The following is a 23,329-nucleotide window of genomic DNA, read 5'->3' on the forward strand; positions in this document are numbered from 1 at the left end:
GTCGTGGGTCAGGAGTGCGGCGGAACCGGGCACCAGAACAGGCCGCAGTTGAAATTGGGCTGATGAAATGGTGGCGGCGGTGGGTTCGTCGGCGGGTGGTCGGTGTCCCAGCACTGGTTCCAGTACTTGTTCTCACCCCACGCTGGATTCCACGGCTGATTCGGGCACCAATACACTCGCGGGGCCGGAGCCGGCTGGGCGTGGGCCGTGCCGGCGGCCAGCGCGAATCCCGCCGTGGCGAGTCCGCTGGATAGCAGGGCCTGCGCGACAAATCGGACGAGGGGGTGGTGGATGGGCACGCTGCGTTCCTTTGCTCATGCGCCAGGCCGGAGGTCGGCGTCACAGCAAGTGCAGTTTGTGCGCCGGGCTACCGATCCCAACTTGCTGCGCGCCGACTGCCTACCTGCGTTGCGCCGCGGCCAGACGCTGGGCGAATTCCGGTGATTGGATCGAGTCGGATTGCGGCCCGAGTTCCGCTCGCATGGCGAGCTGATGTTGCTCGTTGTCCAGCGATCCCGGACTGGCGGTGGCGCGCATGGTGGCCTTGGTCGCCAGCACCACGTCCCGCGCCGCCGCCGCGGGACCGGCGGCGAGCTCCAGCGCCGCGGCGACCGGATCCTCCGCGACCCTCAGCGCCAGGCCGTGCCGCACGGCGGCGTCGGCATCGAAGCGCATACCGAACAGCAGGGCCGCCCGGGCGACCTGCGGGCCGACCGCCCGCTGCAGCATCCACGTCGCGCCCCCGCCGGGGTGCAGCCCCAGCTTCTGGAATCGCGCGTCGAAGACGGCGCCGGGTCCGGCGATGCGCACATCGGCCGCCAGGGCCAGATTCAGGCCCGCGCCCACTGCCGCGCCGTTGACCGCGGCAATGGTGGGCAGTCGGCAGCTACCGACGGCCATGAAGCCGTCATAAAGTTGCTGAAGGCCGGTCTCGGCCGCATGATCGCCGGCGGCCCCGAGGGCGCTGAGGTCGGCGCCCGCGCAGAATGCCTTGCCCGATCCGGTGACCACCACGGCATGCACATCGGGGTCGGCTTCGGCCCGCTCGACGGCCTCGCGCAGCAATCCCGACGACTCGGCGGTGATCGCGTTGCGCCGATCGGGATCGTTGACGGTGATCAGCGCGACGCGGTTGGTGACCTGGAAAAGGATCGCTTCGGACTGGGCCATCGGGCACCTCCGGCTTCGCTTTGTGGCTGTGGATCCACCCGGCCACACCGCTCATCGCGGCGGCGCCACGGGCGAGGTAAGACTACTTCGGGCCGGCCGGCGCGGCGCGGACCGGTGTCAGCGTCATCAGCGAGAATCGGCAGGATAACGAAAATTAAAGCCGACTATCGATTATATTGGCTCCTCCCATTGGCCGAACGGCATTAGCCTGGGCATGAAGCATCTTCGATGCCGCGGCCTGAAGGCAAAAGTCTTTGCGGGGCGCGTGGCAGAAATCGGAACTTTTCAGTAATAAAGGATTTATCAAAACGTTATCTGCCGCATTTGAGTCTTTCGGTCGAATCCCCCGGTCGACCTGGCAAAACGTCGAGAGGGACACCGGCCCGCCGGCCGGGTGCCGGCGCCGGCTGCGGGCTCGGTTGAGCCGCCGAAATTTGCGGGATCGCCTACAGCTCGGGTTTCGCTAGCTTCTTGGCTAGCTCATCGAGTTCGGCTTGGCGCTCACGCACCGCACAGCCCCGCCGCTCGATGCGCGTTCCATGCGGAATCGCCCTCGGCAGCGCGTTACTACGCAACTGGTTGTTCGCATAATGGATTGCGGCGTCGATCATTTCGATGTATTGCTCCGCGTCGTGCTCTGCGCAGGAACCCTCGATACGCTGGACTTCGTCCCAGCAGGGGTAGGACGAGTACCGGGCGTCAAGCTGCTGTTGGGAGACCTGTGTCCCGAAGTAACAGCGCCAGTCGCGGCTCAACCAGCCTCTCGTCTTGACTTCAACTTTGATTCGGTTGCCAACGCCAGCTATGAACCTCGGCTCCCCGACGCGCACCACCGGCTGCCATTCATTCGCCGCCATAGATCGCCAACCCTTTCGAAGAGAAGGCGCTCTGGCCAAGTTCTGGCCGTAAGCGCCATCTGCTCGTTTGACAACGGTGTCGGAGATTATTAAACCGCATTCTTTGGGCATTGGCTTCGGCTTTTTGCCCAGTTACCGGGAGGTATGGAAACCGATCAAATGCCAATACCGGCGGTCCCGCGTAGCGCATTGCACCGATGGCGACCGCAAAAATTGCGCGTGACCTGCGTCACTTCGCCGACGCTCCGCCGCCCGCGCCGGAGCCCCGCCGACCTTGCCGCAGCCGTCCCCACCGAAAAATTGTGATCGTGCGTTGCCCTATGGGTCACGCGGGCGCCTTGCGCACATCATGAGGCGACCTGCGAATCCGATAGCGAGTTCCAGAGCGTCAGGCTGCGCCGCGTGAGCGCCTTCGGCGGATCGACCGCGCAACCAAGGATCCGTTGAGTATCCGCCAAGGTGCGTTCCGCAAGCTCAGGTTCAAACGAGCATCGCAATCGGCATCGACGCTAGGAGCACCTCATGCGGACAACGGGCTATCGGACAATGCGGTATGGGACACCGGCGAACCGAATCGGCACAAGGTCACGCGATCAAAGAATTGGATACCTGCGCCTGGTGTTGCTCTGTGTCACCACGGCCGGGCTGATCGGCCTCGGCGTTGGCTTTGCCAGCCTCGATCGACCGCTGGCCGGCCGGCATTGTTCGGTACCGAACACGACCGTCCATGACGCGACCGGTCTCACGTTGTCGTGTAGCCCGGCGGGTAGCGATGACGCGGTGTGGCAGTATGCCCCGGCGTCGTAGCCTCGATAAATACGTTGCTAGAACGTGTTTCGGCCGTGCGGAGTGCCGCTGGAATATGTGGTTGGGCAACAACGAACGGGCGCCACCATCCCACCACTCATGCGCGAAGCGCAGGTGGGTGCCGGCGTTTGACCACGGTCATCGGATGGGCGACGCTTGAGCGGATCCATCTCTGCGAAGCGAACCAGGAGATATGCGATGGCGAAGGTGCTGTTCGTGGTCACGGGCGCAAGCTATTGGACCCTGAAGGACGGCACCAGGCATCCGACCGGTTACTGGGCGGAGGAGTTCGCGGCGCCGTACCGCGAGCTCACCGGCGCCGGTCATGAGGTCGTGGTGGCCACACCGAATGGTGTTGTGCCGCATGTGGATGTGATGAGCCTGCGTCCGTCGATGGCGGGCAGCGAGCAGATCGCCTTGGAGCTGGAGGAGATCCTGAAGTCCGCCGAGGAGCTGCGCAGGCCGATCGAATTGGCCGACGCCCGCCTCGATGACTACGACGCCGTCTACTACCCGGGCGGGCACGGCCCGATGGAGGACCTGTGGCGCGACGCCGACTCCGGCCGACTGCTCATCGCGGCTCTGGCGTCCGGCAAGCCGCTGGCGATCGTCTGTCACGCGCCGGTGGCCATGATGGCGACACGGCGAAACGGCGTTTCGCCCTTTGCCGGCTATAAGGTCACGGCCTACACCAACGATGAAGAGGACGCGGTTGGGCTGCGGGAGAAAGCCCCGTGGACCGCCGAGGACGAGCTGGTGAAGATGGGCGTGGACTTCTCTCGCGGGGAGATGTGGAAGCCCTATACCGTCAAGGACCGCAACCTGTTCACCGGCCAGAATCCGGCCTCCGCCGGGCCGCTGGCCCGCGAATTCATGAAAGAACTCGGTTAGCCGACTTCAGAGGTGGCCGGCTACGAAAGTGGCGGCCTGAGCGGGCATTCCGGACCGCTGGTAGGACAGATGCGCGGGCGAGAACGACTCGTCGTGCGTCGGAACCGCGAGAGGCCCGCCCGGGGTGCACACCGAATCGCCGGGCGCACATAGGTCAATGGCCTTCGCCCCGTACCACGGGCTGACCACGCTCACCGGTGCACCCAGATACCGATCCGACGGATTCCCGAACAGGGCGAGCGCGGCAACATGGTCCGCCTCGTCCGCGGTCAGTATCTGAGGGACCAGGCCCGCGATCTGTGCCTGGGCGATGGTGATCAGGTCGATCACCATTGCGCCCTGGCCGAATCCGCCGAGCACCAGCTTGGTATTGGGGCAGTTGGTCACCATGGATTGAACGTGAGCGTGCGCGTCGCCGGCGCCCGCGGACGCTGATGACGCGAAATCCTCGTCGGCGGGGTAGCTGACCGCATACACCCCGAGGGACCGACTCCCCACCTGGGAGCGCAACGAGTCAATGAACGGTTGTCCGACCCCGCCAACGCCGGCCGGCTCGGCGGTGCCGCGGGCGAACGTAACCTCGACGTCGGGGCAGGACGCGGCGGGCGCGGAAATGGGTGGACACAGGAGCGCCGCCCAGGTTGCCATCACGGCGATACCCAGCAAACGCGCAAATCGGCGCGCCTTCATCTTCTAGATGCTAATTGACATTTCGTCGATTAGGCAGCGCCCCCGGGCACGCAGGCGGTCGGTGCCCCCGGCACGACTCGAACGTGCGACCTAGGGATTAGAAGGCCCTTGCTCTATCCACCTGAGCTACGGAGGCAATGTGCAGGTCAGTCTATCCAACCGCGCTCGCCGACCCGATTCCCCGCCGCCACGCGCGCGAAAAGCCTTCCCGCGCCGCAATTATCGGTTATCGTTGGGACCCTCGACACACGTTCAACATCGGCCGGCAATCGGCCGTTAACCGCAACGAGGCGTGTGCATAACGTCGAGGGGTGGCGTTGCAATGAGCGTGGCCAGCACTTTGACTTCACACTGCTCGTGGGCGGCACGCCTGGCGGCCGAAGCTCGCGACGTCTATCAGGTGGGCAATCTGGTGTTGCGCGGCGGGCCGTTCGCGCTGGGCTGCTTCGCCGGCTGGCTTTTCACGGAGTTCCCTCCGCACGTGGTGACCGGGCACGCGCTGTCACGGGTTTCGCATCCGTCCGTCGGCCGCGTTGGTACGACGCTGGCCGCGCAGCGGGCGGATCGAACCCTCACCGCTGCCCTCGAGGACTCGTTCGGACCCGAATTTCGCGAGCAGATATGCCACCCGTCCGCCGTCGGGGCCCTGTGCGCGCCGCGCGGTCGACTGTTGAGCAGGCCTGGGCCCCACCGCCGTTATGCGGCGCAGACTTCCGACATCTCCTACGGTCCGAGTCCACGCGACAACCTGCTCGACGTGTGGCGGCGCGATGATTTGGCGCCGGGCTGCCGGGCGCCGGTGCTGATTCAGGTGCCGGGCGGAGCGTGGGCGCTGAATGGCCGGCGTCCGCAGGCCTACACGTTGATGAGTCGAATGGTGCAACTCGGCTGGATCTGCGTCTCGATCGACTACAGCAAGAGCCCGCGCGCCACGTTCCCCGCGCACCTCATCGACGTGAAAAGGGCGATCGCGTGGGTGCGGGAGAACATCGCGGACTACGGCGGCGACCCCGACTTCATCGCGATCACCGGCGGCTCGGCGGGCGGGCACCTGGCCTCCCTGGCGGCGCTCACCCCGAACGACCCCGCCTTCCAGCCCGGCTTCGAAGACGCGGACACCGCCGTGCAAGCGGTGGCGCCCTATTACGGCGTCTACGACTTCACCGACTTCGAGAACATGCACGAACTGATGTTGCCGTTCCTCGAGCAATTCGTGATGAAGGCCCGCTTCGCCGACGAGCCGGAGCGCTTCACGGCGGCGTCGCCGATTTCCTACGTGCACCGCGACGCACCGCCGTTCTTCGTGTTGCACGGCGCAAAGGACGAATTGGTGCCCAGCGGACAGGCTCGCGCGTTCTGCGCGGCGCTGCGCGTGGCGGGCGCGGCCACGGTGGCCCACGCCGAACTCGGCAATGCCCACCACGCTTTCGACATCACACCGACGGTTCGATCGCGGCTGGCCGCTGACGCCGTCGCCGATTTCCTCGGTGTCGTCTACGGGCGGCGCGTCAGCGCGTTTCTGGATTCGCTGCCCCTGGCGGCCACGTCGGCCAGCTGAGCGTCCCGGTACTCGCCGATCCTTTCACCAGCGCGGTAACCCGACTAGCGTTGGGTAGACCATTGGGACTTTCGGGTCCAAGGCAGGAGGCTTGATCGACGGTGACAAGGTTGGCGCGTCGAACTGATGACCATGACTGAGCCCGTCGAGGCGATGAAGATGTCCGACGAGCTCGGGCCGGTCGACTACCTGCTGCACAGGGGAGAGGCGAACCCCCGCACCCGGTCGGGGATCATGGCGCTGGAGCTACTGGACACCACGCCGGACTGGGAACAGTTCCGAAGCCGATTCGAAAACGCATCGCGACGGGTGCTGCGGCTGCGGCAGAAGGTGGTCGTGCCATCCCTGCCGACGGCGGCTCCGCGCTGGGTGGTCGATCCCGATTTCAACCTGGATTTCCACGTGCGCCGGGTGCGGGTGTCCGAGCCCGGCACGCTGCGTGAAGTATTCGACCTAGCCGAGCTCATCCTGCAGTCGCCGATGGACATCTCGCGGCCGCTGTGGACGGCCACGCTGGTCGACGGCCTGGCCGACGGCAAGGCCGCCGCGCTCCTGCATGTCAGCCACGCCGTCACGGACGGTGTGGGCGGGGTCCAGATGTTCGCCGAGATCTATGACCTCGAGCGCGATCCGCCGGCCAAGCCGACTCTGCCGCTGCCTGTCCCGCAGGATCTGACATCCAATGATCTGATGCGCCAAGGCATTAACCACCTGCCATTCGCCGTCGTTGGCGGCGTCATGAGCGCGCTGTCGGGCGCGGTATCGGCGGCCGGGCGGGTGGTCCTGGAGCCGACGGCCACCGTTTCGGGAATCGTCGGCTACGCCATGTCGGGCATACGTGTCCTCAACCGGGCCGCAGAGCCCTCGCCGCTGCTGCGGCGGCGCAGCCTAGCCACCCGCAGCGAGGCGATCGATATCCCGCTCGCCGACCTGCACAAGGCCGCAAAGGCCGGCGGCGGTTCAATCAACGACGCTTACCTCGCCGGACTGTGCGGTGCCCTGCACCGCTACCACCAGGCTTTCGGCGTGCCGATCAGCACGTTGCCGATGGCTGTGCCGGTCAACCTGCGGGCCGAAGCGGATACGGCCGGCGGCAACCGATTCACCGGCGTCAACTTGGCGGCGCCGATCGGCACCGCCGATCCCGTGTCCAGAATGAAGAAGATCCGCGCTCAGATGACGCAGCGCCGCGACGAGCCCGCCATGAACATCATCGGTTCGATCGCTCCGGTGCTCAGCGTCCTGCCCACCGCGGTGCTCGAAGGGATCACCGGCTCGGTGGTCGGATCCGACGTGCAGGCGAGCAACGTCCCGGTCTTCCCGGGCGACACGTACATCGCCGGCGCAAAAGTTTTGCGGCAGTACGGTCTCGGCCCGCTGCCCGGAGTGGCGATGATGGTGGTGCTGATTTCACGCGGTGGGTGGTGCACCATCACGGTGCGCTACGACAGGGCCTCGGTGAAAAACGAGGCGTTGTTCGCACAATGCCTGCTCGAAGGTTTCGACGAGGTCCTGGCGCTGGCCGGCGACCCGCAACCGCGGGCGGTGCCCGCCTCGTTCACCGAGCCGGCCGTATCCTCGCGATCGGCGGCGGGCTCATGAGCGCCTCGACGGAGCAGCCCGACGACCGCGGGACTCGCAGCGCCGGGCAGGACATGCGGTTGCCCGGCTCGGTGGCCGAGATCATGGCCAGCCCCGCCGGCGCCAAGATCGGCGCCTTCTTCGACCTGGACGGTACGTTGGTCGCCGGGTTCACCGCGCTCATCCTGACCCAGGAGCGGCTGCTGCGCCGTGACATGGGTGTGGGGGAGCTGCTCGGCATGGTCCAGGCCGGCCTGAGCCACACCCTCGGTCGTATCGAATTCGAAGACCTTATCGGCAAGGCCGCCACCGCGCTGACCGGGCGACTGCTCGACGACTTGGAAGAGATCGGCGAGCGGATGTTCATCCAGCGGATCGAGTCGCGGATCTATCCGGAGATGCGCGAGTTGGTGCGCGCTCACATGGCTCGTGGCCACACCGTCGTGCTCAGCTCGTCGGCGCTGACCATCCAGGTGAACCCGGTCGCGCGGTTCCTCGGAATTCCCAACATGCTCACCAACAAATTCGAGACCACCGAAGACGGCATGCTCACCGGTGGCGTCGAGAAGCCGATCCTGTGGGGTCCGGGCAAAGCCGCTGCGGTGCAACGCTTTGCGGCCGAGAACGACATCGATCTCAAAGACAGCTACTTCTACGCCGACGGTGACGAGGACGTGGCCCTGATGTACCTGGTCGGCAATCCGCGCCCGACGAACCCGGAAGGCAAGATGGCCGCGGTGGCCAAGCGCCGTGGATGGCCGATCCTGCGATTCAACAGCCGCGGCCCTGTGGGCCTGCGGCGGCAGCTGCGGACTCTCGCCGGCTTCGGCTCGATGTTCCCGGTCGCCGCGGGCGCGGTCGGCGTCGGTGTGCTGACCCGCAACCGGCGTCGCGGCGTCAACTTCTTCACGTCCAACTTCTCCCAGCTGTCGCTGGCGATTGCCGGCGTGCATCTCAACGTCATCGGCGAGGAGAATCTCACCGCGCAACGTCCGGCGGTCTTTATCTTCAACCACCGCAACCAGGTTGACCCGGTGATCACCGGCGCGCTGGTGCGCGACAACTGGGTCGGTGTGGGCAAGAAGGAGCTGCAGAAAGACCCCGTCATGGGCACGCTCGGCAGGCTGCTGGACGGTGTGTTCATCGACCGCGATGATCAGGCCGCCGCGGTGGAGATGCTGCACGAGGTCGAAGACCGTGCGCGCAGGGGTCTTTCGATCGTGATCGCCCCGGAGGGCACCCGGGTCGACACCACCGAGGTCGGCCCGTTCAAGAAGGGGCCGTTTCGGATTGCGATGGCCGCCGGCGTCCCGATCGTCCCGATCGTGATCCGCAATGCCGAACTCGTCGCCGCCCGGAACTCGACCGTCATCAACCCGGGCACCGTCGACGTCGCGGTCTTTCCGCCGATCTCGGTGCAGGACTGGACTCTTGACACACTGCCGGAGCGCATCGCCGAGGTCCGCCAGCTGTACCTGGACACGCTCGCCAACTGGCCCGTCGACGAACTTCCCGAGGTGGATCTGTACGTCGAGAAGAAGGCCGCAGACAGGGCGCAGAGCCGGGCCGCCAGAGCACCCGCCAAGAAGGCACCCGCCAAGAAGGCACCCGCGAAGAAGGCAGCGGCAAAGAAGGCAGCGGCGAAGAAGGCGCCGGCGAAGAAGGCGGCGGCGAAGAAGGAGGCGGCGAAGAAGGCGCCGGCGAAAAAGGCCGCGCCGAAAGCCGCCCCGTCCCAGGCAAATCCGCATGAATCCCAGGCCGCCCTCAAAGACGGCGAGGCGCAACGACCCGCCGCGGAGGCTGCGGCCGCCGGCGCCGAGCCACCGGACTCGCCGCCCCGAGGGCATCCGTGACCGAACCGGCTGCGGATAGCAGCGCGGTTCTTACCGGAAGAGACTCGCTGGTATTGGCGTCGATGGCCTCGCCGGTCGAGATCGAACTGGTGACGGCGTGGCTGGAACACCAGCGCACCGACCATCCCGGAGCGAATTTCGGCTTGGTGAAACTGCCGGCGCTCGACGCGCCCCCGGAAGCGATGACAGCCCTGGCCGAACAGCTCGAATCCGGGGAGGACCGTTCGATCGTGCCGGTGCGAGTGTTCTGGCTGCCGGAGCCGAATCGCGGCCGATTCGCCAAGCTGGCCGGGCTCCTCCCCGGCCGGGATCCCTACCACCCCAACCACCGTCAGCAAGAACAGATCGTACGGACCGCTCCGCAGCGCGCGCGGGTGGTGGCCGGTGAGGCCGCCACCGTCTCCGAACTGCGCCGGCAATGGCGCGACACCACGGTGGGAGAAGACAAGTACGACTTCGCCCAATTCGTGATCCGCCGCGCCATCTTGGCGATGGAACGCGTCGAGTACCGGATCCTTGGGCCGCAGTACAAGTCGCCGCGGTTGTTGAAGCCCGAGATCCTGGCCTCCAACCGGTTTCGCGCCGGACTGGCCAAGATTCCCGGCGCGACCGTCGATGAGGCCGGAAAAATGCTGGACGAGCTCGCCACCGGGTGGAGCCGGGCATCGGTCGACCTCGTCGGGGTTCTCGGCAGGATGCTCAGCCGCGGGTTCGATCCCGAGATCGACTACGACGGCTATCAGGTTGCGGCGATGCGGGCCGGCCTGGAGGCTCACCCGGCGGTGCTGTTGTTCTCGCACCGCTCTTACATCGACGGCGCCGTGGTGCCGGTCGCCATGCAGGAGAACCGGTTACCGCCGGTGCACGTGTTCGCCGGCATCAACTTGTCGTTCGGCGCGATGGGGCCGTTGCTGCGACGCTCCGGCGTCATCTTCATCCGCCGCAACATCGGCAACGACCAGCTCTACAAGTACGTGCTGCGCGAGTACGTCGGTTATATCGTCGAGAAGCGGTTCAATCTGAGCTGGTCCATCGAGGGCACCCGGTCGCGAACCGGAAAGATGCTGCCACCCAAGCTCGGCCTGCTGGCCTATGTGGCCGACGCCTACCTTGACGGTCGCAGCGAAGATATTCTGCTGCAACCGGTTTCGATCAGTTTCGACCAGCTGCACGAGACGGCCGAATACGCCGCCTACGCCCGCGGCGGTGAGAAGACACCCGAAGGCGTCGGCTGGTTATACAACTTCATCCGCGCGCAGGGTGAACGCAACTACGGCAAGATCTACGTCCGATTTCCGGAAGCCGTGTCGATGCGCCAGTACCTGGGCGCACCGCACGGCCCGCTGTCCCAAGACCCGGACGCCAAACGCCTTGCGCTGCAGAAGATGTCGTTCGAGGTCGCCTGGCGGATCCTGCAGGCGACGCCGGTGACCGCTACGGGCCTGGTTTGTGCACTGCTGCTGACCACCCGCGGTGCAGCCTTGACGCTCGGTCAGCTGCACCACACCTTGCAGGACTCGCTGGATTACCTGGAACGCAAACAAGACCCGATGTCCACCAGCGCTTTGCGGCTGCGCACGCACGACGGGGTGCGCGCGGCGGTCGATGCGCTGTCCCATGGGCACCCCATCACCCGCGTCGATGGCGGCCGGGAACCGGTGTGGCGCATCGCGCCCGACGAACAGCACGCCGCGGCCTTCTACCGCAACTCGGTGATCCACGCCTTCCTGGAGACGTCGATCGTCGAGCTCGCGCTGGCACACGCCCGCCACGCCGACGGCGACCGGATGGAGGCCTTCTGGGCCCAGGCGATGCGGCTGCGCGATCTGCTGAAATTCGACTTCTATTTCGCGGACTCGGCGACATTCCGCGACAACATCGCCGAAGAGATGGCCTGGCACAACAATTGGGAAGCACACGTCGCCGCCGGTGGTGACGAGATCCGCTCGCTGTTGTTCGCGAAGCGTCCGCTGATGGCGGAAGCGATGCTGCGGGTGTTCTTTGAGGCCTATGAGATCGTCGCCGACGTGCTGCGTGACGCACCGCCGGACATCGGACACAAGGAGCTGACCGCCTTGGCGCTGGGGGTCGGCCGGCAGTACGTGGCGCAGACCCGGGTCCGCAGCAGCGAATCGGTGTCGACGCTGTTGTTCGCCACCGCCCGCCAGGTCGTCGACGACCAGAACTTGATCGCGCCCGCCCCAGATCTGGCGGAGCGGCGAGGCGCCTTCCTGCAGGAGCTGCGCGACATCCTGCAGGATTTCAACTACGTCGGGCAGATCGCGCGCGATCAGTTCGTGGCCCGGGAGGATAGGGCGCGTCGCGACCTTCTGGAGAGCCAGACCCTGTAGCCGCGGGCGACGCTCATACCCTGGGACGTATGACTGTCGCCCCGCCGGCCGGCAAGGCCCCGACCGAGGCCTCTGCCCAGCGCCGCACGCTGGTGTGGCCGGTCCTGGTCGGGGTGGCCGTGCTGGCGAGCTGCACGGCCGCCGGCATCGGGGCGCTCTCGTTGGCCAGCGCCCTGACCCTGACCGGTCTGCCCGATCCGGGCCAGGTGACCACGTTGGGGCTGCCCTTCGTCCGCGCGGCGGGTGAGATCGCCGCGGTGCTCGCGGTCGGGTCGTTTCTGTTCGCCGCCTTTCTGGTGCCGCCGCAGCCCAACGGCGTCCTCGACGCCGGCGGTTATCGGGCCCTTCGGATCGGGACGGTCGCGTCGGGGGTATGGGCGGTGTGCGCCGCCCTGCTGGTCCCGTTGACCATCTCCGATGTGTCCGGCCATTCCGTCGCCGACATTTCCCCGTTGCGGATGTGGTCGTTGGCGGGTCTGATCACCAATGCGTCGGCCTGGCGCTGGACCGCGATCCTCGCCGCGGTGATCACGCTGGCGAGTCTGTCGGTGCTGCGCTGGTCGTGGACGCCGGTGCTGGTCGCCGCGTCGGTGACGACGTTGATTCCGCTGGGGCTGACCGGTCACTCGTCGGCCGGCGGTTCGCACGATCTGGCCACCAACGGCCTGCTGATCCACCTGGTCGCCGCCAGCCTGTGGGCCGGCGGCCTGCTCGCCCTGCTTGCCCACGCGCTGCGCGGCGGTGGTCATCTCGCGTTGGCCGCTCGGCGATTTTCGATGATCGCGCTGTGGTGTTGGGTCGCGATGGCGGTGAGCGGGCTGGTCAACGCCCTGGTCCGGGTCCAGCTTTCCGACCCCTTCAGCACCGACTATGGCCGGCTGGTGACCGCCAAGTTCGTCGCGCTGTGCCTGCTGGGCGGGCTCGGCTGGCGCCAGCGGCGCGTGAGTGTGGCCGCGCTGCAAGCGGATCCGACCCCGGCGCGAGCGCGGGCCGCGTTGCTGCGGCTGAGTCTGATCGAGGCCGCCATCTTCGGCCTCACGTTCGGCATCGCCGTCGGGCTGGGCCGCACCCCACCGCCGCCACCGCCGTCCCGGCTGCCGTCGATTCCCGAAGCCGAGATCGGTTACGACTTCGACGGACCACCCACCGTGGCCCGCATCCTGTTCGACTGGCGATTCGACCTGATCTTCGGCTCCGCTGCCCTCGTCTTCGCCGCCCTGTATGTGGCGGCGCTGGTGCGGCTGGGCCGCCGCGGCGACAAGTGGCCGCCGGGGCGGACCTTTTCCTGGCTGCTCGGCTGCCTGGTGTTGCTGTTCGCCACGTCATCGGGCGTTGGGCGCTATATGCCGGCGATGTTCAGCATGCACATGGTGGTCCACATGTGCCTGTCGATGCTGATCCCGGTCCTGCTGGTGTTGGGCGCCCCGGTCACCCTGGCCTTGCGGGCGCTGCCCGCGGCGGGCCGTGACGACCCGCCGGGCATGCGGGAGTGGCTGTTGGCCGCGCTGCACAGCCGCCTGTCCCGGTTTCTCACCAACCCCGTGGTGGCCACCGTGTTGTTCGTCGCCGGGTTCTACGGGCTGTACCTGTCGAACCTCTTCGACATCACCGCGAGCAGCCATGCCGGCCATTTGGCCATGAACCTGCACTTTTTGCTGAGCGGCTACCTGTTCTACTGGGTGGTGATCGGGGTGGATCCCACGCCGCGGCCGATCCCGCCGCTGGCGAAGGTGGCGGTGGTGTTCGCATCGCTGCCGCTGCACGCCTTCTTCGGGGTGGTGCTGATGGGCACCAAGAAGGTGCTCGCCGCCGACTATTACCGCTCGCTGGGCCTGAGTTGGCACACGGATCTGCTGGGCGATCAGCGGCTGGGCGGGGGCATCGCCTGGGCGGCGGGGGAATTCCCCCTGGTGATCGTCATGCTCGCGCTGCTCATCCAGTGGGCGCGCAGCGATCGCCGCACCGCCACGCGATTGGACCGGGCCGCCGAGCGCGACGATGACGCCGAGCTGGTGGCCTATAACGCGATGCTGGCGCAGCTGGCGCAAGGCGACAAGCCCAGCCGATCCGGCCAGACCGGCGCCGACCCGGACTGATCCACAGTCCCCGTTTCTTCCCCAGCGACGCCCGGCCCGTCCGCTTCAGTCGCTGTTTCTCACCGCGTTCGTCGGTGGCGCCGCGCCTACTGGCAGCCATAGCCAATGCAATCGAGAAGGGATCACCCAATGTTCGAAACCCCGCTTACCGTCGTCGGCCACATCGTCAACAACCCGGAACGCCGTCAGGTCGGCAGCCAGGAGGTCATCAAATTCCGCGTCGCCAGCAATTCGCGGCGCCGCACCGCCGACGGCGGCTGGGAGCCTGGTAATTCGCTCTTCATCAACGTCAATTGCTGGGGCAAGCTGGTCACCGGCGTGGGTGCCGCGCTGGGCAAGGGCGCGCCGGTGATCGTGGTGGGCCACGTGTACACCAGCGAATACGAGGACCGCGACGGCAACCGCCGGTCGTCGCTGGAGATGCGCGCCACCTCTGTCGGGCCGGATGTGTCCCGTGCGTTTGTGCGCATCGAGCGGCCGGGCTACACCGGCCCGACGGCCGCCGAGGCCATCACACCGCCAGCGGATGCGTCCGACGCCGCTGGTGAGGACGCTGATGCCGATGACGTCGACTCAGCTGACACCGGCTCGCTGCCGCTGACCGCTTAGCGGCGGGGCTGCCGGTGCCGGGCGATGCCTAGGATGGTCCGCGAGATCGCTTCGCAAATCAGAAAGGCATAACCGCGGCATGGCTGAGTTCATCTACACGATGAAAAAGGTCCGCAAGGCGCACGGCGACAAGGTGATCCTGGACGACGTCACGTTGAGCTTCTATCCAGGCGCCAAGATCGGTGTCGTCGGGCCCAACGGCGCCGGCAAGTCGAGCGTCTTGCGGATCATGGCGGGCCTGGACAAGCCGAACAACGGTGACGCCTTCCTGGCCAACGACGCGACCGTCGGCATCCTGCTGCAGGAGCCCCCGCTGAACGAGGAGAAGACCGTTCGCGGCAACGTCGAGGAAGGCCTCGGCGAGATCAAGGTCAAGCTCGACCGCTTCAACGAGGTCGCCGAGCTGATGGCGACCGACTACTCCGATGAGTTGATGGAGGAGATGGGCCGGCTGCAGGAGGAGCTCGACCACGCCGACGCGTGGGACCTCGATTCGCAGCTGGAACAGGCGATGGACGCGCTGCGCTGCCCCCCGCCCGACGAGCCGGTGACCAACCTGTCCGGTGGTGAGCGTCGCCGCGTCGCGCTGTGCAAACTGCTGCTGTCCAAGCCCGACCTGCTCCTCCTCGACGAGCCCACCAACCACTTGGACGCCGAGAGCGTGCAGTGGCTCGAGCAGCACCTCGCCTCCTATGCGGGCGCGATCCTGGCGGTCACCCACGACCGGTACTTCCTGGACAATGTCGCCGAATGGATCCTGGAGCTGGACCGCGGCCGCGCCTATCCGTACGAGGGCAACTACTCCACGTACCTGGAGAAGAAGGCCGAGCGGCTGGCGGTGCAGGGACGCAAGGACGCCAAGCTGCAGAAGCGGTTGACCGAGGAACTGGCGTGGGTGCGTTCCGGGGCCAAGGCGCGTCAGGCCAAGAGCAAGGCGCGGCTGCAGCGCTATGAGGAGATGGCCGCCGAGGCCGAGAAGACGCGCAAGCTCGACTTCGAGGAGATCCAGATCCCGGTCGGTCCGCGGCTGGGCAACGTGGTGGTCGAGGTCGACCATCTCGACAAGGGCTACGACGGCCGCACCCTGATCAAGGACCTGTCCTTCACGTTGCCGCGCAACGGCATCGTCGGCGTCATCGGACCCAACGGTGTCGGAAAGACGACGCTGTTCAAAACCATCGTCGGCCTGGAGCAGCCGGACAGCGGCACGGTCAAGGTCGGCGAGACCGTCAAGCTCAGCTACGTCGACCAGACCCGCGCCGGGATCGATCCCACCAAGAATGTGTGGGAAGTCGTCTCCGACGGGCTGGATCACATCGTCGTCGGCCAGACCGAGGTGCCGTCGCGGGCCTACGTGTCGGCGTTCGGGTTCAAGGGCCCAGACCAGCAGAAGCCGGCCGGCGTGCTATCCGGCGGCGAGCGCAACAGGCTCAACCTCGCCCTGACCCTCAAGCAGGGCGGCAACCTCATCCTGCTCGACGAGCCCACCAACGACCTCGACGTGGAAACGCTGAGCTCACTGGAGAACGCACTCGAGCAATTCCCCGGCTGCGCGGTGGTGATTTCGCACGACCGATGGTTCCTGGACCGCACCTGCACGCACATCCTTGCCTGGGAGGGTGACGACGACAACGAGGCCAAGTGGTTCTGGTTCGAGGGCAACTTCGGCGCCTACGAGGAGAACAAAGTCGAGCGGCTCGGAGCCGAAGCGGCACGGCCGCACAGAGTGACCCACCGCAAGCTGACGCGCGACTAGTGTCAGCTCTGCCCCGCACTGCCACGGAACGGGGCGACCGAGCGCATTGACAACCGTCTCGAGTTGGGAGCTATCGGCATGACGATCGATCCCCGAGCCAGACAAAGTCTCGAGCCGTGGACCACCTTCACCCAACAGCAGGACATCCCCGCGTGGATCTCGAAAGCCTACGTAGAGAGCTATCGCGGCCCGCATAGCGACGAGTCGGGGGGCGCGGAAACCAGACCCATCGACCTGACCGTGCCGGCGGCGATCGTGACCCCGGCCATGCTGAGCGCGCACTATCGCCTCGGCCTGCACCGCCCCGACGGCGAGAGCCGCGTCGCGGTGTACCCAGCGGAAGACCCCGCCGGTTTCGGGCCCGCCCTGCAGGTCGTCACCGATCACGGCGGCATGCTGATGGACTCCGTCACCGTGCTGCTGCACCGGCTCGGCGTCCCGTACACGGCCATCATGACGCCGGTTTTCGAAGTGAAGCGCAGCCCCGAGGGCGACCTGTTGGGCGTCGAGGCGAAAGCGGAAGGCGCGTCGCAGTACGCCGGCGAGGCGTGGATACACGTGCAGCTGCTGCCTTCGGTCGACAGCAAGGGGCTCGCCGAGGTCGAACGGCTGCTGCCCAAGGTGCTGGCCGACGTTCAGCAGGTCGCCAGCGACGCGTCGAGTTTGATCGCGGCGCTGAATGACTTGGCCGCACAAGTCGAGGCCAACGCAGACGACCACTTCTCGGCGCCGGACCGCGCCGACGTCGCGGCGCTGCTGCGCTGGCTGGTCAACGGAAACTTCCTGCTGCTCGGCTATCAGCGCTGCCACGTGCACGACGGGCAGGTCTCGGGCGACGGGACACCGGGCCTCGGTGTCCTGCGCACCCGCACCGGCTCGCGCCCGCGGCTCACCGACGACGACAGACTGCTGGTGTTGGCGCAGTCCGTGGTGGGCAGCTATCTGCGCTACGGCGCTTACCCGTATGCCATCGCGGTCCGCGAATACGTAGACGGCGCCGTGATCGAGCACCGTTTCGTCGGGCTGTTCACGGTAGCCGCGATGAACGCCGACGTCCTGGAAATACCGATGATCTCGCGCCGGGTCCGCGATGCGCTGGCAATGGCCGACAGCGACCCGATCCATCCGGGCCAGCTGCTGCTCGACGTCATCCAAACCGTCCCCCGCTCGGAGCTGTTCACCCTCAGCGCCGAACGACTGCTGGCGATGGCCAAGGCGGTGGTGGATCTGGGGCCGCAACGAAACGCGTTGCTGTTTCTGCGCGCCGATCGCCTGCAGTATTTTGTTTCCTGCCTGGTGTACCTGCCCCGCGACCGCTACACCACGGCGGTGCGGCTGCAGATCGAAGACATCCTGGTGCACGAATTCGGCGGCACCCGATTGGAATTCACCGCGCGAGTCAGCGAATCACCCTGGGCGCTAATGCATTTCATGGTTCGCCTGCCTTCCGACGGACCTGCCGCGGCGCCGGTCGACGTCTCCGAAGACAACCGGATCCGCATTCAGGCGTTGCTGAGTGAGGCCGCGCGAACCTGGACCGACCGGCTGGTCGCCGCGGCCGCCGAGGGCTCGGTGGGCCACGGCGACGCCGAGTACTACGCGGCCGCCTTCCCCGAGGTCTACAAGCAAGCCGTCACGCCGGCCGATGCCATCGACCAGATCGCCATCATCAATGAGCTGCAAGACAACTCGGTCAAGCTGGTGTTCGTCGAACGTGATGACGGGACCGCGCAGCTGACCTGGTTCATGGGCGGACGCACCGCCTCGCTGAGCCAGCTGTTGCCGATGCTGCAGAGCATGGGTGTGGTGGTGCTCGAGGAGCGCCCGTTCACGGTCAACCGGTCCGACGGGCTGCCGGTGTGGATCTATCAGTTCAAGATCTCACCGCACCCCACCATCCGGCTGGCCTCGACGCAATCCGAGCGCGACGCGATGGCGGAGCGGTTCGCGGATGCGGTCACCGCGATCTGGCAAGGCCGCCTGGAGATTGACCGGTTCAACGAGTTGGTGATGCGCGCGGGCCTTCGATGGCAGCAGGTCGTGTTGTTGCGGGCCTACGCAAAGTATCTGCGGCAGGCGAACTTTCCCTACAGTCAGTCCCACATAGAGTCGGTGCTCAACGAACACCCCTCGACCGCACGATCACTGGTCGCGCTCTTCGAGGCGCTGTTCGACCCCAGCCCCGACTCATCGGCGAACCGCGATGCGCAGGCCGCCGCGGCGGCGGTCGCCGCCGACATCGACGCGCTGGTGGGCCTGGACACCGACCGCATTCTGCGCGCCTTCGCGTCGCTGGTGCAGGCCACGTTGCGCACCAATTACTTTGTCACGAGCGAGGGTTCGGCCCGGGCCCGCAACGTGCTGGCGATCAAGCTGGACGCCCAGCTGGTCGATGAGCTACCGCTGCCGCGGCCCAAATACGAGATCTTCGTGTACTCGCCCAGGGTCGAAGGCGTGCACCTGCGGTTTGGTCCGGTGGCCCGCGGCGGCCTGCGCTGGTCGGACCGTCGCGACGACTTCCGCACCGAAATCCTGGGCCTGGTCAAGGCGCAGGCGGTCAAGAACGCGGTGATCGTGCCGGTGGGCGCCAAGGGCGGGTTCGTCCTTAAGCGGCCCCCGCTGCCTACCGGCGACGCCGCCGCCGACCGCGACGCCAGCCGCGCCGAGGGCGTCGCCTGCTACCAGCTTTTCATCTCCGGCCTGCTCGATGTGACCGACAACGTCGACCACGCGACCGGAAAGGTAAGCCCGCCAACGGAAGTCATCCGCCGCGACGGCGACGACGCGTACCTGGTGGTGGCGGCGGACAAAGGCACCGCCACCTTCTCCGACATCGCCAACGACGTCGCGAAGTCGTACGGATTCTGGCTTGGTGACGCGTTCGCGTCCGGCGGCTCGGTCGGCTACGACCATAAGGCCATGGGCATCACCGCCAGGGGCACGTGGGAGGCCGTCAAACGGCACTTCCGGGAGATGGACGTCGACACCCAGACCGAGGACTTCACCGTGGTGGGCATCGGCGACATGAGCGGCGACGTCTTCGGCAACGGCATGCTGCTGAGCAAGCACATCAGGCTGCTCGCCGCATTCGACCACCGGCACATCTTCCTGGACCCCGACCCCGACGCCTCGCGTTCGTGGGAGGAACGGCAGCGGATGTTCGACCTGCCGCGGTCCAGCTGGGAAGATTATGACGCGTCGCTCATCAGTGAGGGCGGCGGCGTGTACAGCCGTGAGCACAAGGCGATCCCGGTCAGCGCCCAGGTCCGCGCCGCGTTGGGCATCGAGGGGTCGGGGGATGGGGTCACCGAGATGACTCCGCCCAACCTGATCAAGGCGATTTTGCAGGCGCCGGTGGATCTGCTCTTCAACGGCGGCATCGGCACCTACATCAAGGCGGAGTCCGAATCCGACGCCGACGTCGGCGACCGCGCCAACGATCCGGTGCGGGTCAACGGGAGCCAGGTGCGCGCCAAGGTGGTTGGCGAGGGCGGCAACTTGGGGGTGACCGCGCTGGGGCGCGTCGAGTTCGACTTGGCGGGTGGCCGGATCAACACGGACGCCATGGACAACTCGGCCGGTGTGGACTGTTCGGACCACGAGGTCAATATCAAGATCCTGATCGACTCGCTGGTGACCGCCGGCAAGGTCAAGCCCGAGGAGCGCAAAGCGCTGCTGGAGTCGATGACCGACGAGGTCGCGCAACTGGTGCTCGCCGACAACGACGACCAGAACGACCTGATCGGCACCAGCCGCGCGAACGCGCCGAGCCTGTTGCCGGTGCACGCCAGGATGATTCAGTACCTGGTCGACCAGCGCGGCATCCACCGCGACCTGGAGGCGCTGCCCTCGGAGAAGGAGATCGCGCGGCGGGCCGAAGCCGGCATCGGACTCACCTCACCGGAGATGTGCACCCTGATGGCGCACGTCAAGCTGGGGCTGAAGGAGGAGATGCTCGAGACCGAGCTGACCGAGCAGGACGTGTTCGCCTCCCGACTGCCGCTGTACTTCCCGAAACCCCTGCGCGAACGGTTCACTCCGGAGATCCGCACGCATCAGCTGCGCCGCGAGATCGTCACCACGATGCTGATCAATGACCTGGTGGACGCCGCCGGGATCAGCTACGCCTTCCGGATCGTCGAAGACGTAGGCGTCGGGTCGGTCGACGCGGTGCGCACCTACGTCGCCACCGACGCCATCTTCGGGGTCGGAGAGACTTGGCGGCGCATCCGAGCGGCGAATCTGCCCGTCGCACTGTCGGATCGGCTCACGCTGGACACCCGGCGGCTGATCGACCGCGCCGGGCGCTGGCTGCTCAACTACCGTCCACAGCCGCTGGCGGTCGGCGCCGAGATCAACCGGTTCGCCGCCAAAGTCCAGGCGCTGACCCCGCGCATGTCAAAGTGGTTGCGCGGTGACGACAAGGCCATCGTCGACAAAGAAGCCGCGGAATTCACCTCCCAGGGCGCACCCGAAGACCTCGCCTATTCGGTGGCCGCCGGGCTGTACCGCTTCAGCCTGCTCGACATCATCGACATCGGCGACATCAGCGACATCGACGCCGCCGAGGTCGCCGACACCTATTTCGCGCTCATGGATCGGCTCGGCACCGACGGGCTCCTGACGGCGGTATCCGAACTGCCCCGACGGGACCGCTGGCACTCTTTGGCTCGCTTGGCGATTCGAGACGACATCTATGCTTCGCTGCGATCGCTGTGCTTCGATGTGCTCGCCGTAGGGGAGCCGGACGAAAGTGGTGAAGAGAAGATCGCCGAGTGGGAACACCTGAGCGCCTCTAGAGTCGAGCGGGCCCGCCGAACGTTGATCGAGATCCAGGAAAGCGGCAACAGGGATCTCGCGACACTGTCCGTCGCCGCGCGGCAAATCCGTCGCATGACCCGCACCAGTGGAAGAGGATCTTCAAGTTGAGCGTCGGCTTCGTCGCGCCCGTGCCAGTGCGCTGGTCGGACATCGACATGTATCAGCACGTCAACCACGCCACCATGGTCACGATCCTGGAGGAGGCGCGCGTCCAGTTCCTGCGTGAGGCGTTTGAGGTCGACATCTTGACCGTCGGGTTGCTCATCGCCGAGGTCAAGGTGACCTACAAAGGTCAACTGCGCTTGGTGGATTCACCGCTGCAGGTCACCATGTGGACCAAGCGGCTGCGCGCGGTCGACTTCACGCTGGGCTACGAGGTTCGCTCGGTCGGCGCCGATCCAGAGTCGAAGCCCGCCGTCATCGCCGAGTCGCAACTGGCCGCCGTCCACATCAAGGAGGAGCGGCTGGTGCGCCTCTCGCCACAACATCGGGAGTATCTGCAACGGTGGATCAGGTAGCCGACCGAGGACTATGGCTGGGTGCCGACTCCAGGGACGCCCACCGAACGGATCTCGCCGCGTTCGTCGACCGCGCGCTGCGACTCGACGACGCCGCGATCATCCGGTTCCGGGCCCGATCCCCGGGGCTGCTGACGGCCTGGATCGCAACGGCTTTCGACGTGCTGGCCAGCAGGGTGGTGGTCGGCGAGGTGCGGCCCGGCGATCTGTCGGTGGGCGCGGACGCGCTGGCGCGCGGTCTTTCCGCGATGGACGCCTCGGGCTACGTCGATCCCGGGTTCGCGATGGATTCGGCGTGGCGCGGCGCGTTGCCACCGGAGTCCGGCTTCACCCATCTCGAGGACATACCGGCCCGGGTGATGCTGGATCTGGCGCAACGCGGTGCGCAACTTGCCAAGCAGCACAGCAGTTCTCATGGCCCGCCCGTTTCGCTCCTCGATCAAGAGGTCATCAAGGTCAGCTCCGCCGGCGTGCAGGTCGGGCTACCCATGCGCTGCGTATTCGCGTTGACCGCGATGGGATTTCTGCCGCAGTCACCCGATGCGGTCGCCGTCGACGAATTGATTCGGGTTCGCATAATGCCGACGTGGTTGCGTCTGGACGCCCGGTTCGGTTCGGTGTATCGCCGCCGCGGCGATCCCGCGCTGCTGCTGGGCTGACGCGCCCGGCCGGAGGCGATTTGAGAACGGATCAGGCTGAGTTAAAAGCGATCGCGGTGCGGATTCGCTCGCGTAGATCAGGGGCCGTAGCGCAGCCACAGCGGCAGTACGGCGTCGAGATGGTCCATGAATTTCTTCAGGCCCACCCGAAATTGCCCGTACCCGTACGGGTCTTCGGCGTACTGAGGGAATGCGATGCCCACCCCGAAAAGCCCGGGGGCCAGTATTCCGTTGACCCGGTTGTAGTCCAACCGCCCCCACTGCGGTGTCTCGGGCAACTTTCTGCGCTCGAAACCGACGGTGTAGATCGCGCGGTCACACTGCGCCAGTTTCTCGGCGAATTCCGGGCTCGACACCCAGCAGCGCTCGAGGCGGTCGGGAAGCAACCCATCGATGTTCTCGCGCGCCCAGACCGCCGCCTGGCCCTTCAGCCCGGTATCGTCAAACAGGATCCAATCATCCAGATATACAGCGTATTTCAGTGGGCTCCGGTAGAAATTGACGATGCGCTTGACGGGGTGGCGCAGCAGGTTCGGCAGTACGATCATCGACGAGTGTGACGAGCCGAATACGGCGACCGTCGCGCCCTCGAGTGGTTCTTCGGCCAGCTTGCCGGGATCCAGGGCGACCTGGACGGGAATTTCGCGGAGGTCGGGGTAGCAAAGTTTCTTGGGATCTGCGCCAACGGCGAGGATCACATTCTTGGCGAAGACGCCGCGCTGTTCCGTCGCGATCCGCCATTGCCTGTTTTCCAAGAACAGCGCGGTGGCGGTCGTCCGCACGGCGTCGACCTGCTCACGCAGCCGCTGGGTGACCCACACCAGGGGTTCGGCGACCAGGCCGAGCGCGCAGGTTTCTTGGGGATCGATCTCCTTGAGCGGCATGGGCGGTGCCTCGGAAAACCGAAATGCCTTGGAGCCGTTGAAGTACTCGAGGAAGAGCGCGGCATGGGTGTTGCTGGAAACCGACCGCCACTTCTGGCCGATGTCGCCGCCCGCGAAGGCCGGATCAATCCAGGCGATCCGTTCGCCCGCGACTCCGTGATCCAACAGCCTTCCCACCGCGCCGATGCCCGCCGGCCCGGCACCGATCACTGCCCACTCGTAGGAAGC

The 23,329-nt window shown here is 66.5% G+C and carries 16 protein-coding genes and 1 tRNA gene; 11 read left to right on the forward strand and 6 right to left on the reverse strand.

Going from position 1 to position 23,329, the window contains the following annotated elements:
• Positions 1–8 precede the first annotated feature (8 nt).
• From AC5Y4H_RS13825 to AC5Y4H_RS13835, 3 genes are all read right to left on the reverse strand, one after another.
• The gene (locus AC5Y4H_RS13825; RefSeq protein ID WP_499982516.1) at positions 9–299 is read right to left on the reverse strand and encodes an Mtp family mycobacterial-type pilin; all 291 of its coding nucleotides are present in this window, start codon (positions 297–299) and stop codon (positions 9–11) included.
• A 100-nt stretch (positions 300–399) separates the two neighbouring features.
• Positions 400–1,170, reverse strand: coding sequence for an enoyl-CoA hydratase (locus AC5Y4H_RS13830; protein ID WP_499982518.1), 771 nt, complete (start codon positions 1,168–1,170; stop codon positions 400–402).
• A 446-nt stretch (positions 1,171–1,616) separates the two neighbouring features.
• Entirely contained in the window at positions 1,617–2,027 is a 411-nt protein-coding gene (locus tag AC5Y4H_RS13835) for a hypothetical protein (protein ID WP_499982520.1), read from the reverse strand.
• Positions 2,028–3,032: 1,005 nt separating this feature from the next.
• Here AC5Y4H_RS13835 and AC5Y4H_RS13840 point away from each other — a divergent pair.
• Positions 3,033–3,725, forward strand: coding sequence for a type 1 glutamine amidotransferase domain-containing protein (locus AC5Y4H_RS13840; protein ID WP_499982521.1), 693 nt, complete (start codon positions 3,033–3,035; stop codon positions 3,723–3,725).
• A gap of 6 nt (positions 3,726–3,731) precedes the next feature.
• Here the strand turns inward: AC5Y4H_RS13840 and AC5Y4H_RS13845 are convergent, their stop codons facing one another.
• Positions 3,732–4,415, reverse strand: coding sequence for a cutinase family protein (locus tag AC5Y4H_RS13845; protein ID WP_499982523.1), 684 nt, complete (start codon positions 4,413–4,415; stop codon positions 3,732–3,734).
• A 62-nt stretch (positions 4,416–4,477) separates the two neighbouring features.
• A tRNA-Arg gene (locus AC5Y4H_RS13850) sits at positions 4,478–4,551 on the reverse strand.
• A gap of 186 nt (positions 4,552–4,737) precedes the next feature.
• Here AC5Y4H_RS13850 and lipQ point away from each other — a divergent pair.
• The 10 genes from lipQ (at position 4,738) to AC5Y4H_RS13900 (ending at position 22,217) form a co-directional block, all read left to right on the forward strand.
• The gene (gene lipQ / locus AC5Y4H_RS13855) at positions 4,738–5,973 is read left to right on the forward strand and encodes an esterase LipQ (protein ID WP_499982526.1); all 1,236 of its coding nucleotides are present in this window, start codon (positions 4,738–4,740) and stop codon (positions 5,971–5,973) included.
• A 126-nt stretch (positions 5,974–6,099) separates the two neighbouring features.
• Positions 6,100–7,575 (forward strand): WS/DGAT/MGAT family O-acyltransferase, encoded by a 1,476-nt coding sequence (locus AC5Y4H_RS13860; RefSeq protein ID WP_499982528.1) that lies wholly within the window; start codon positions 6,100–6,102, stop codon positions 7,573–7,575.
• On the forward strand, positions 7,572–9,407 hold the full coding sequence (locus AC5Y4H_RS13865) for an HAD-IB family hydrolase (RefSeq protein WP_499982531.1): 1,836 nt from the start codon (positions 7,572–7,574) through the stop codon (positions 9,405–9,407). The genes AC5Y4H_RS13860 and AC5Y4H_RS13865 overlap by 4 nt, the downstream gene beginning before the upstream one ends.
• Positions 9,404–11,758 (forward strand): glycerol-3-phosphate 1-O-acyltransferase, encoded by a 2,355-nt coding sequence (locus AC5Y4H_RS13870; protein WP_499982533.1) that lies wholly within the window; start codon positions 9,404–9,406, stop codon positions 11,756–11,758. The genes AC5Y4H_RS13865 and AC5Y4H_RS13870 overlap by 4 nt, the downstream gene beginning before the upstream one ends.
• A gap of 29 nt (positions 11,759–11,787) precedes the next feature.
• The gene (locus AC5Y4H_RS13875; RefSeq protein ID WP_499982535.1) at positions 11,788–13,854 is read left to right on the forward strand and encodes a bifunctional copper resistance protein CopD/cytochrome c oxidase assembly protein; all 2,067 of its coding nucleotides are present in this window, start codon (positions 11,788–11,790) and stop codon (positions 13,852–13,854) included.
• Between the two features lie 129 nt (positions 13,855–13,983).
• Entirely contained in the window at positions 13,984–14,463 is a 480-nt protein-coding gene (locus AC5Y4H_RS13880; RefSeq protein ID WP_499982537.1) for a single-stranded DNA-binding protein, read from the forward strand.
• A 79-nt stretch (positions 14,464–14,542) separates the two neighbouring features.
• Positions 14,543–16,219 carry an energy-dependent translational throttle protein EttA gene (gene ettA / locus AC5Y4H_RS13885; RefSeq protein ID WP_499982539.1) on the forward strand — a complete coding sequence of 559 codons (1,677 nt, stop codon included), beginning with the start codon at positions 14,543–14,545 and terminating at the stop codon, positions 16,217–16,219.
• Between the two features lie 78 nt (positions 16,220–16,297).
• Positions 16,298–21,148, forward strand: a complete 4,851-nt coding sequence (locus AC5Y4H_RS13890) for an NAD-glutamate dehydrogenase (RefSeq protein ID WP_499982541.1) — start codon at positions 16,298–16,300, stop codon at positions 21,146–21,148.
• Positions 21,145–21,558, forward strand: coding sequence for an acyl-CoA thioesterase (locus tag AC5Y4H_RS13895; protein WP_499982542.1), 414 nt, complete (start codon positions 21,145–21,147; stop codon positions 21,556–21,558). Before AC5Y4H_RS13890 ends, AC5Y4H_RS13895 begins: the two co-directional genes overlap by 4 nt.
• The gene (locus tag AC5Y4H_RS13900; protein WP_499982544.1) at positions 21,546–22,217 is read left to right on the forward strand and encodes a DUF8185 domain-containing protein; all 672 of its coding nucleotides are present in this window, start codon (positions 21,546–21,548) and stop codon (positions 22,215–22,217) included. The genes AC5Y4H_RS13895 and AC5Y4H_RS13900 overlap by 13 nt, the downstream gene beginning before the upstream one ends.
• A 77-nt stretch (positions 22,218–22,294) precedes the next feature.
• Here the strand turns inward: AC5Y4H_RS13900 and AC5Y4H_RS13905 are convergent, their stop codons facing one another.
• Positions 22,295–23,311 carry an NAD(P)/FAD-dependent oxidoreductase gene (locus AC5Y4H_RS13905; protein ID WP_499982584.1) on the reverse strand — a complete coding sequence of 339 codons (1,017 nt, stop codon included), beginning with the start codon at positions 23,309–23,311 and terminating at the stop codon, positions 22,295–22,297.
• Positions 23,312–23,329 lie beyond the last annotated feature (18 nt).

The sequence above is a fragment of the Mycobacterium sp. NGS58 genome, from assembly GCF_059812385.1.

Bases quoted from the DNA above. Each gene is read 5' to 3' on its own strand.
- AC5Y4H_RS13880 (WP_499982537.1), top strand. From the start codon at position 13,984: ATGTTCGAAACCCCGCTTACCGTCGTCGGCCACATCGTCAACAACCCG.
- AC5Y4H_RS13860 (WP_499982528.1), top strand. From the start codon at position 6,100: ATGACCATGACTGAGCCCGTCGAGGCGATGAAGATGTCCGACGAGCTC.
- lipQ (WP_499982526.1), top strand. From the start codon at position 4,738: ATGAGCGTGGCCAGCACTTTGACTTCACACTGCTCGTGGGCGGCACGC.
- AC5Y4H_RS13835 (WP_499982520.1), bottom strand. From the start codon at position 2,027: ATGGCGGCGAATGAATGGCAGCCGGTGGTGCGCGTCGGGGAGCCGAGG.
- AC5Y4H_RS13840 (WP_499982521.1), top strand. From the start codon at position 3,033: ATGGCGAAGGTGCTGTTCGTGGTCACGGGCGCAAGCTATTGGACCCTG.
- AC5Y4H_RS13845 (WP_499982523.1), bottom strand. From the start codon at position 4,415: ATGAAGGCGCGCCGATTTGCGCGTTTGCTGGGTATCGCCGTGATGGCA.
- ettA (WP_499982539.1), top strand. From the start codon at position 14,543: ATGGCTGAGTTCATCTACACGATGAAAAAGGTCCGCAAGGCGCACGGC.
- AC5Y4H_RS13830 (WP_499982518.1), bottom strand. From the start codon at position 1,170: ATGGCCCAGTCCGAAGCGATCCTTTTCCAGGTCACCAACCGCGTCGCG.
- AC5Y4H_RS13890 (WP_499982541.1), top strand. From the start codon at position 16,298: ATGACGATCGATCCCCGAGCCAGACAAAGTCTCGAGCCGTGGACCACC.
- AC5Y4H_RS13865 (WP_499982531.1), top strand. From the start codon at position 7,572: ATGAGCGCCTCGACGGAGCAGCCCGACGACCGCGGGACTCGCAGCGCC.
- AC5Y4H_RS13875 (WP_499982535.1), top strand. From the start codon at position 11,788: ATGACTGTCGCCCCGCCGGCCGGCAAGGCCCCGACCGAGGCCTCTGCC.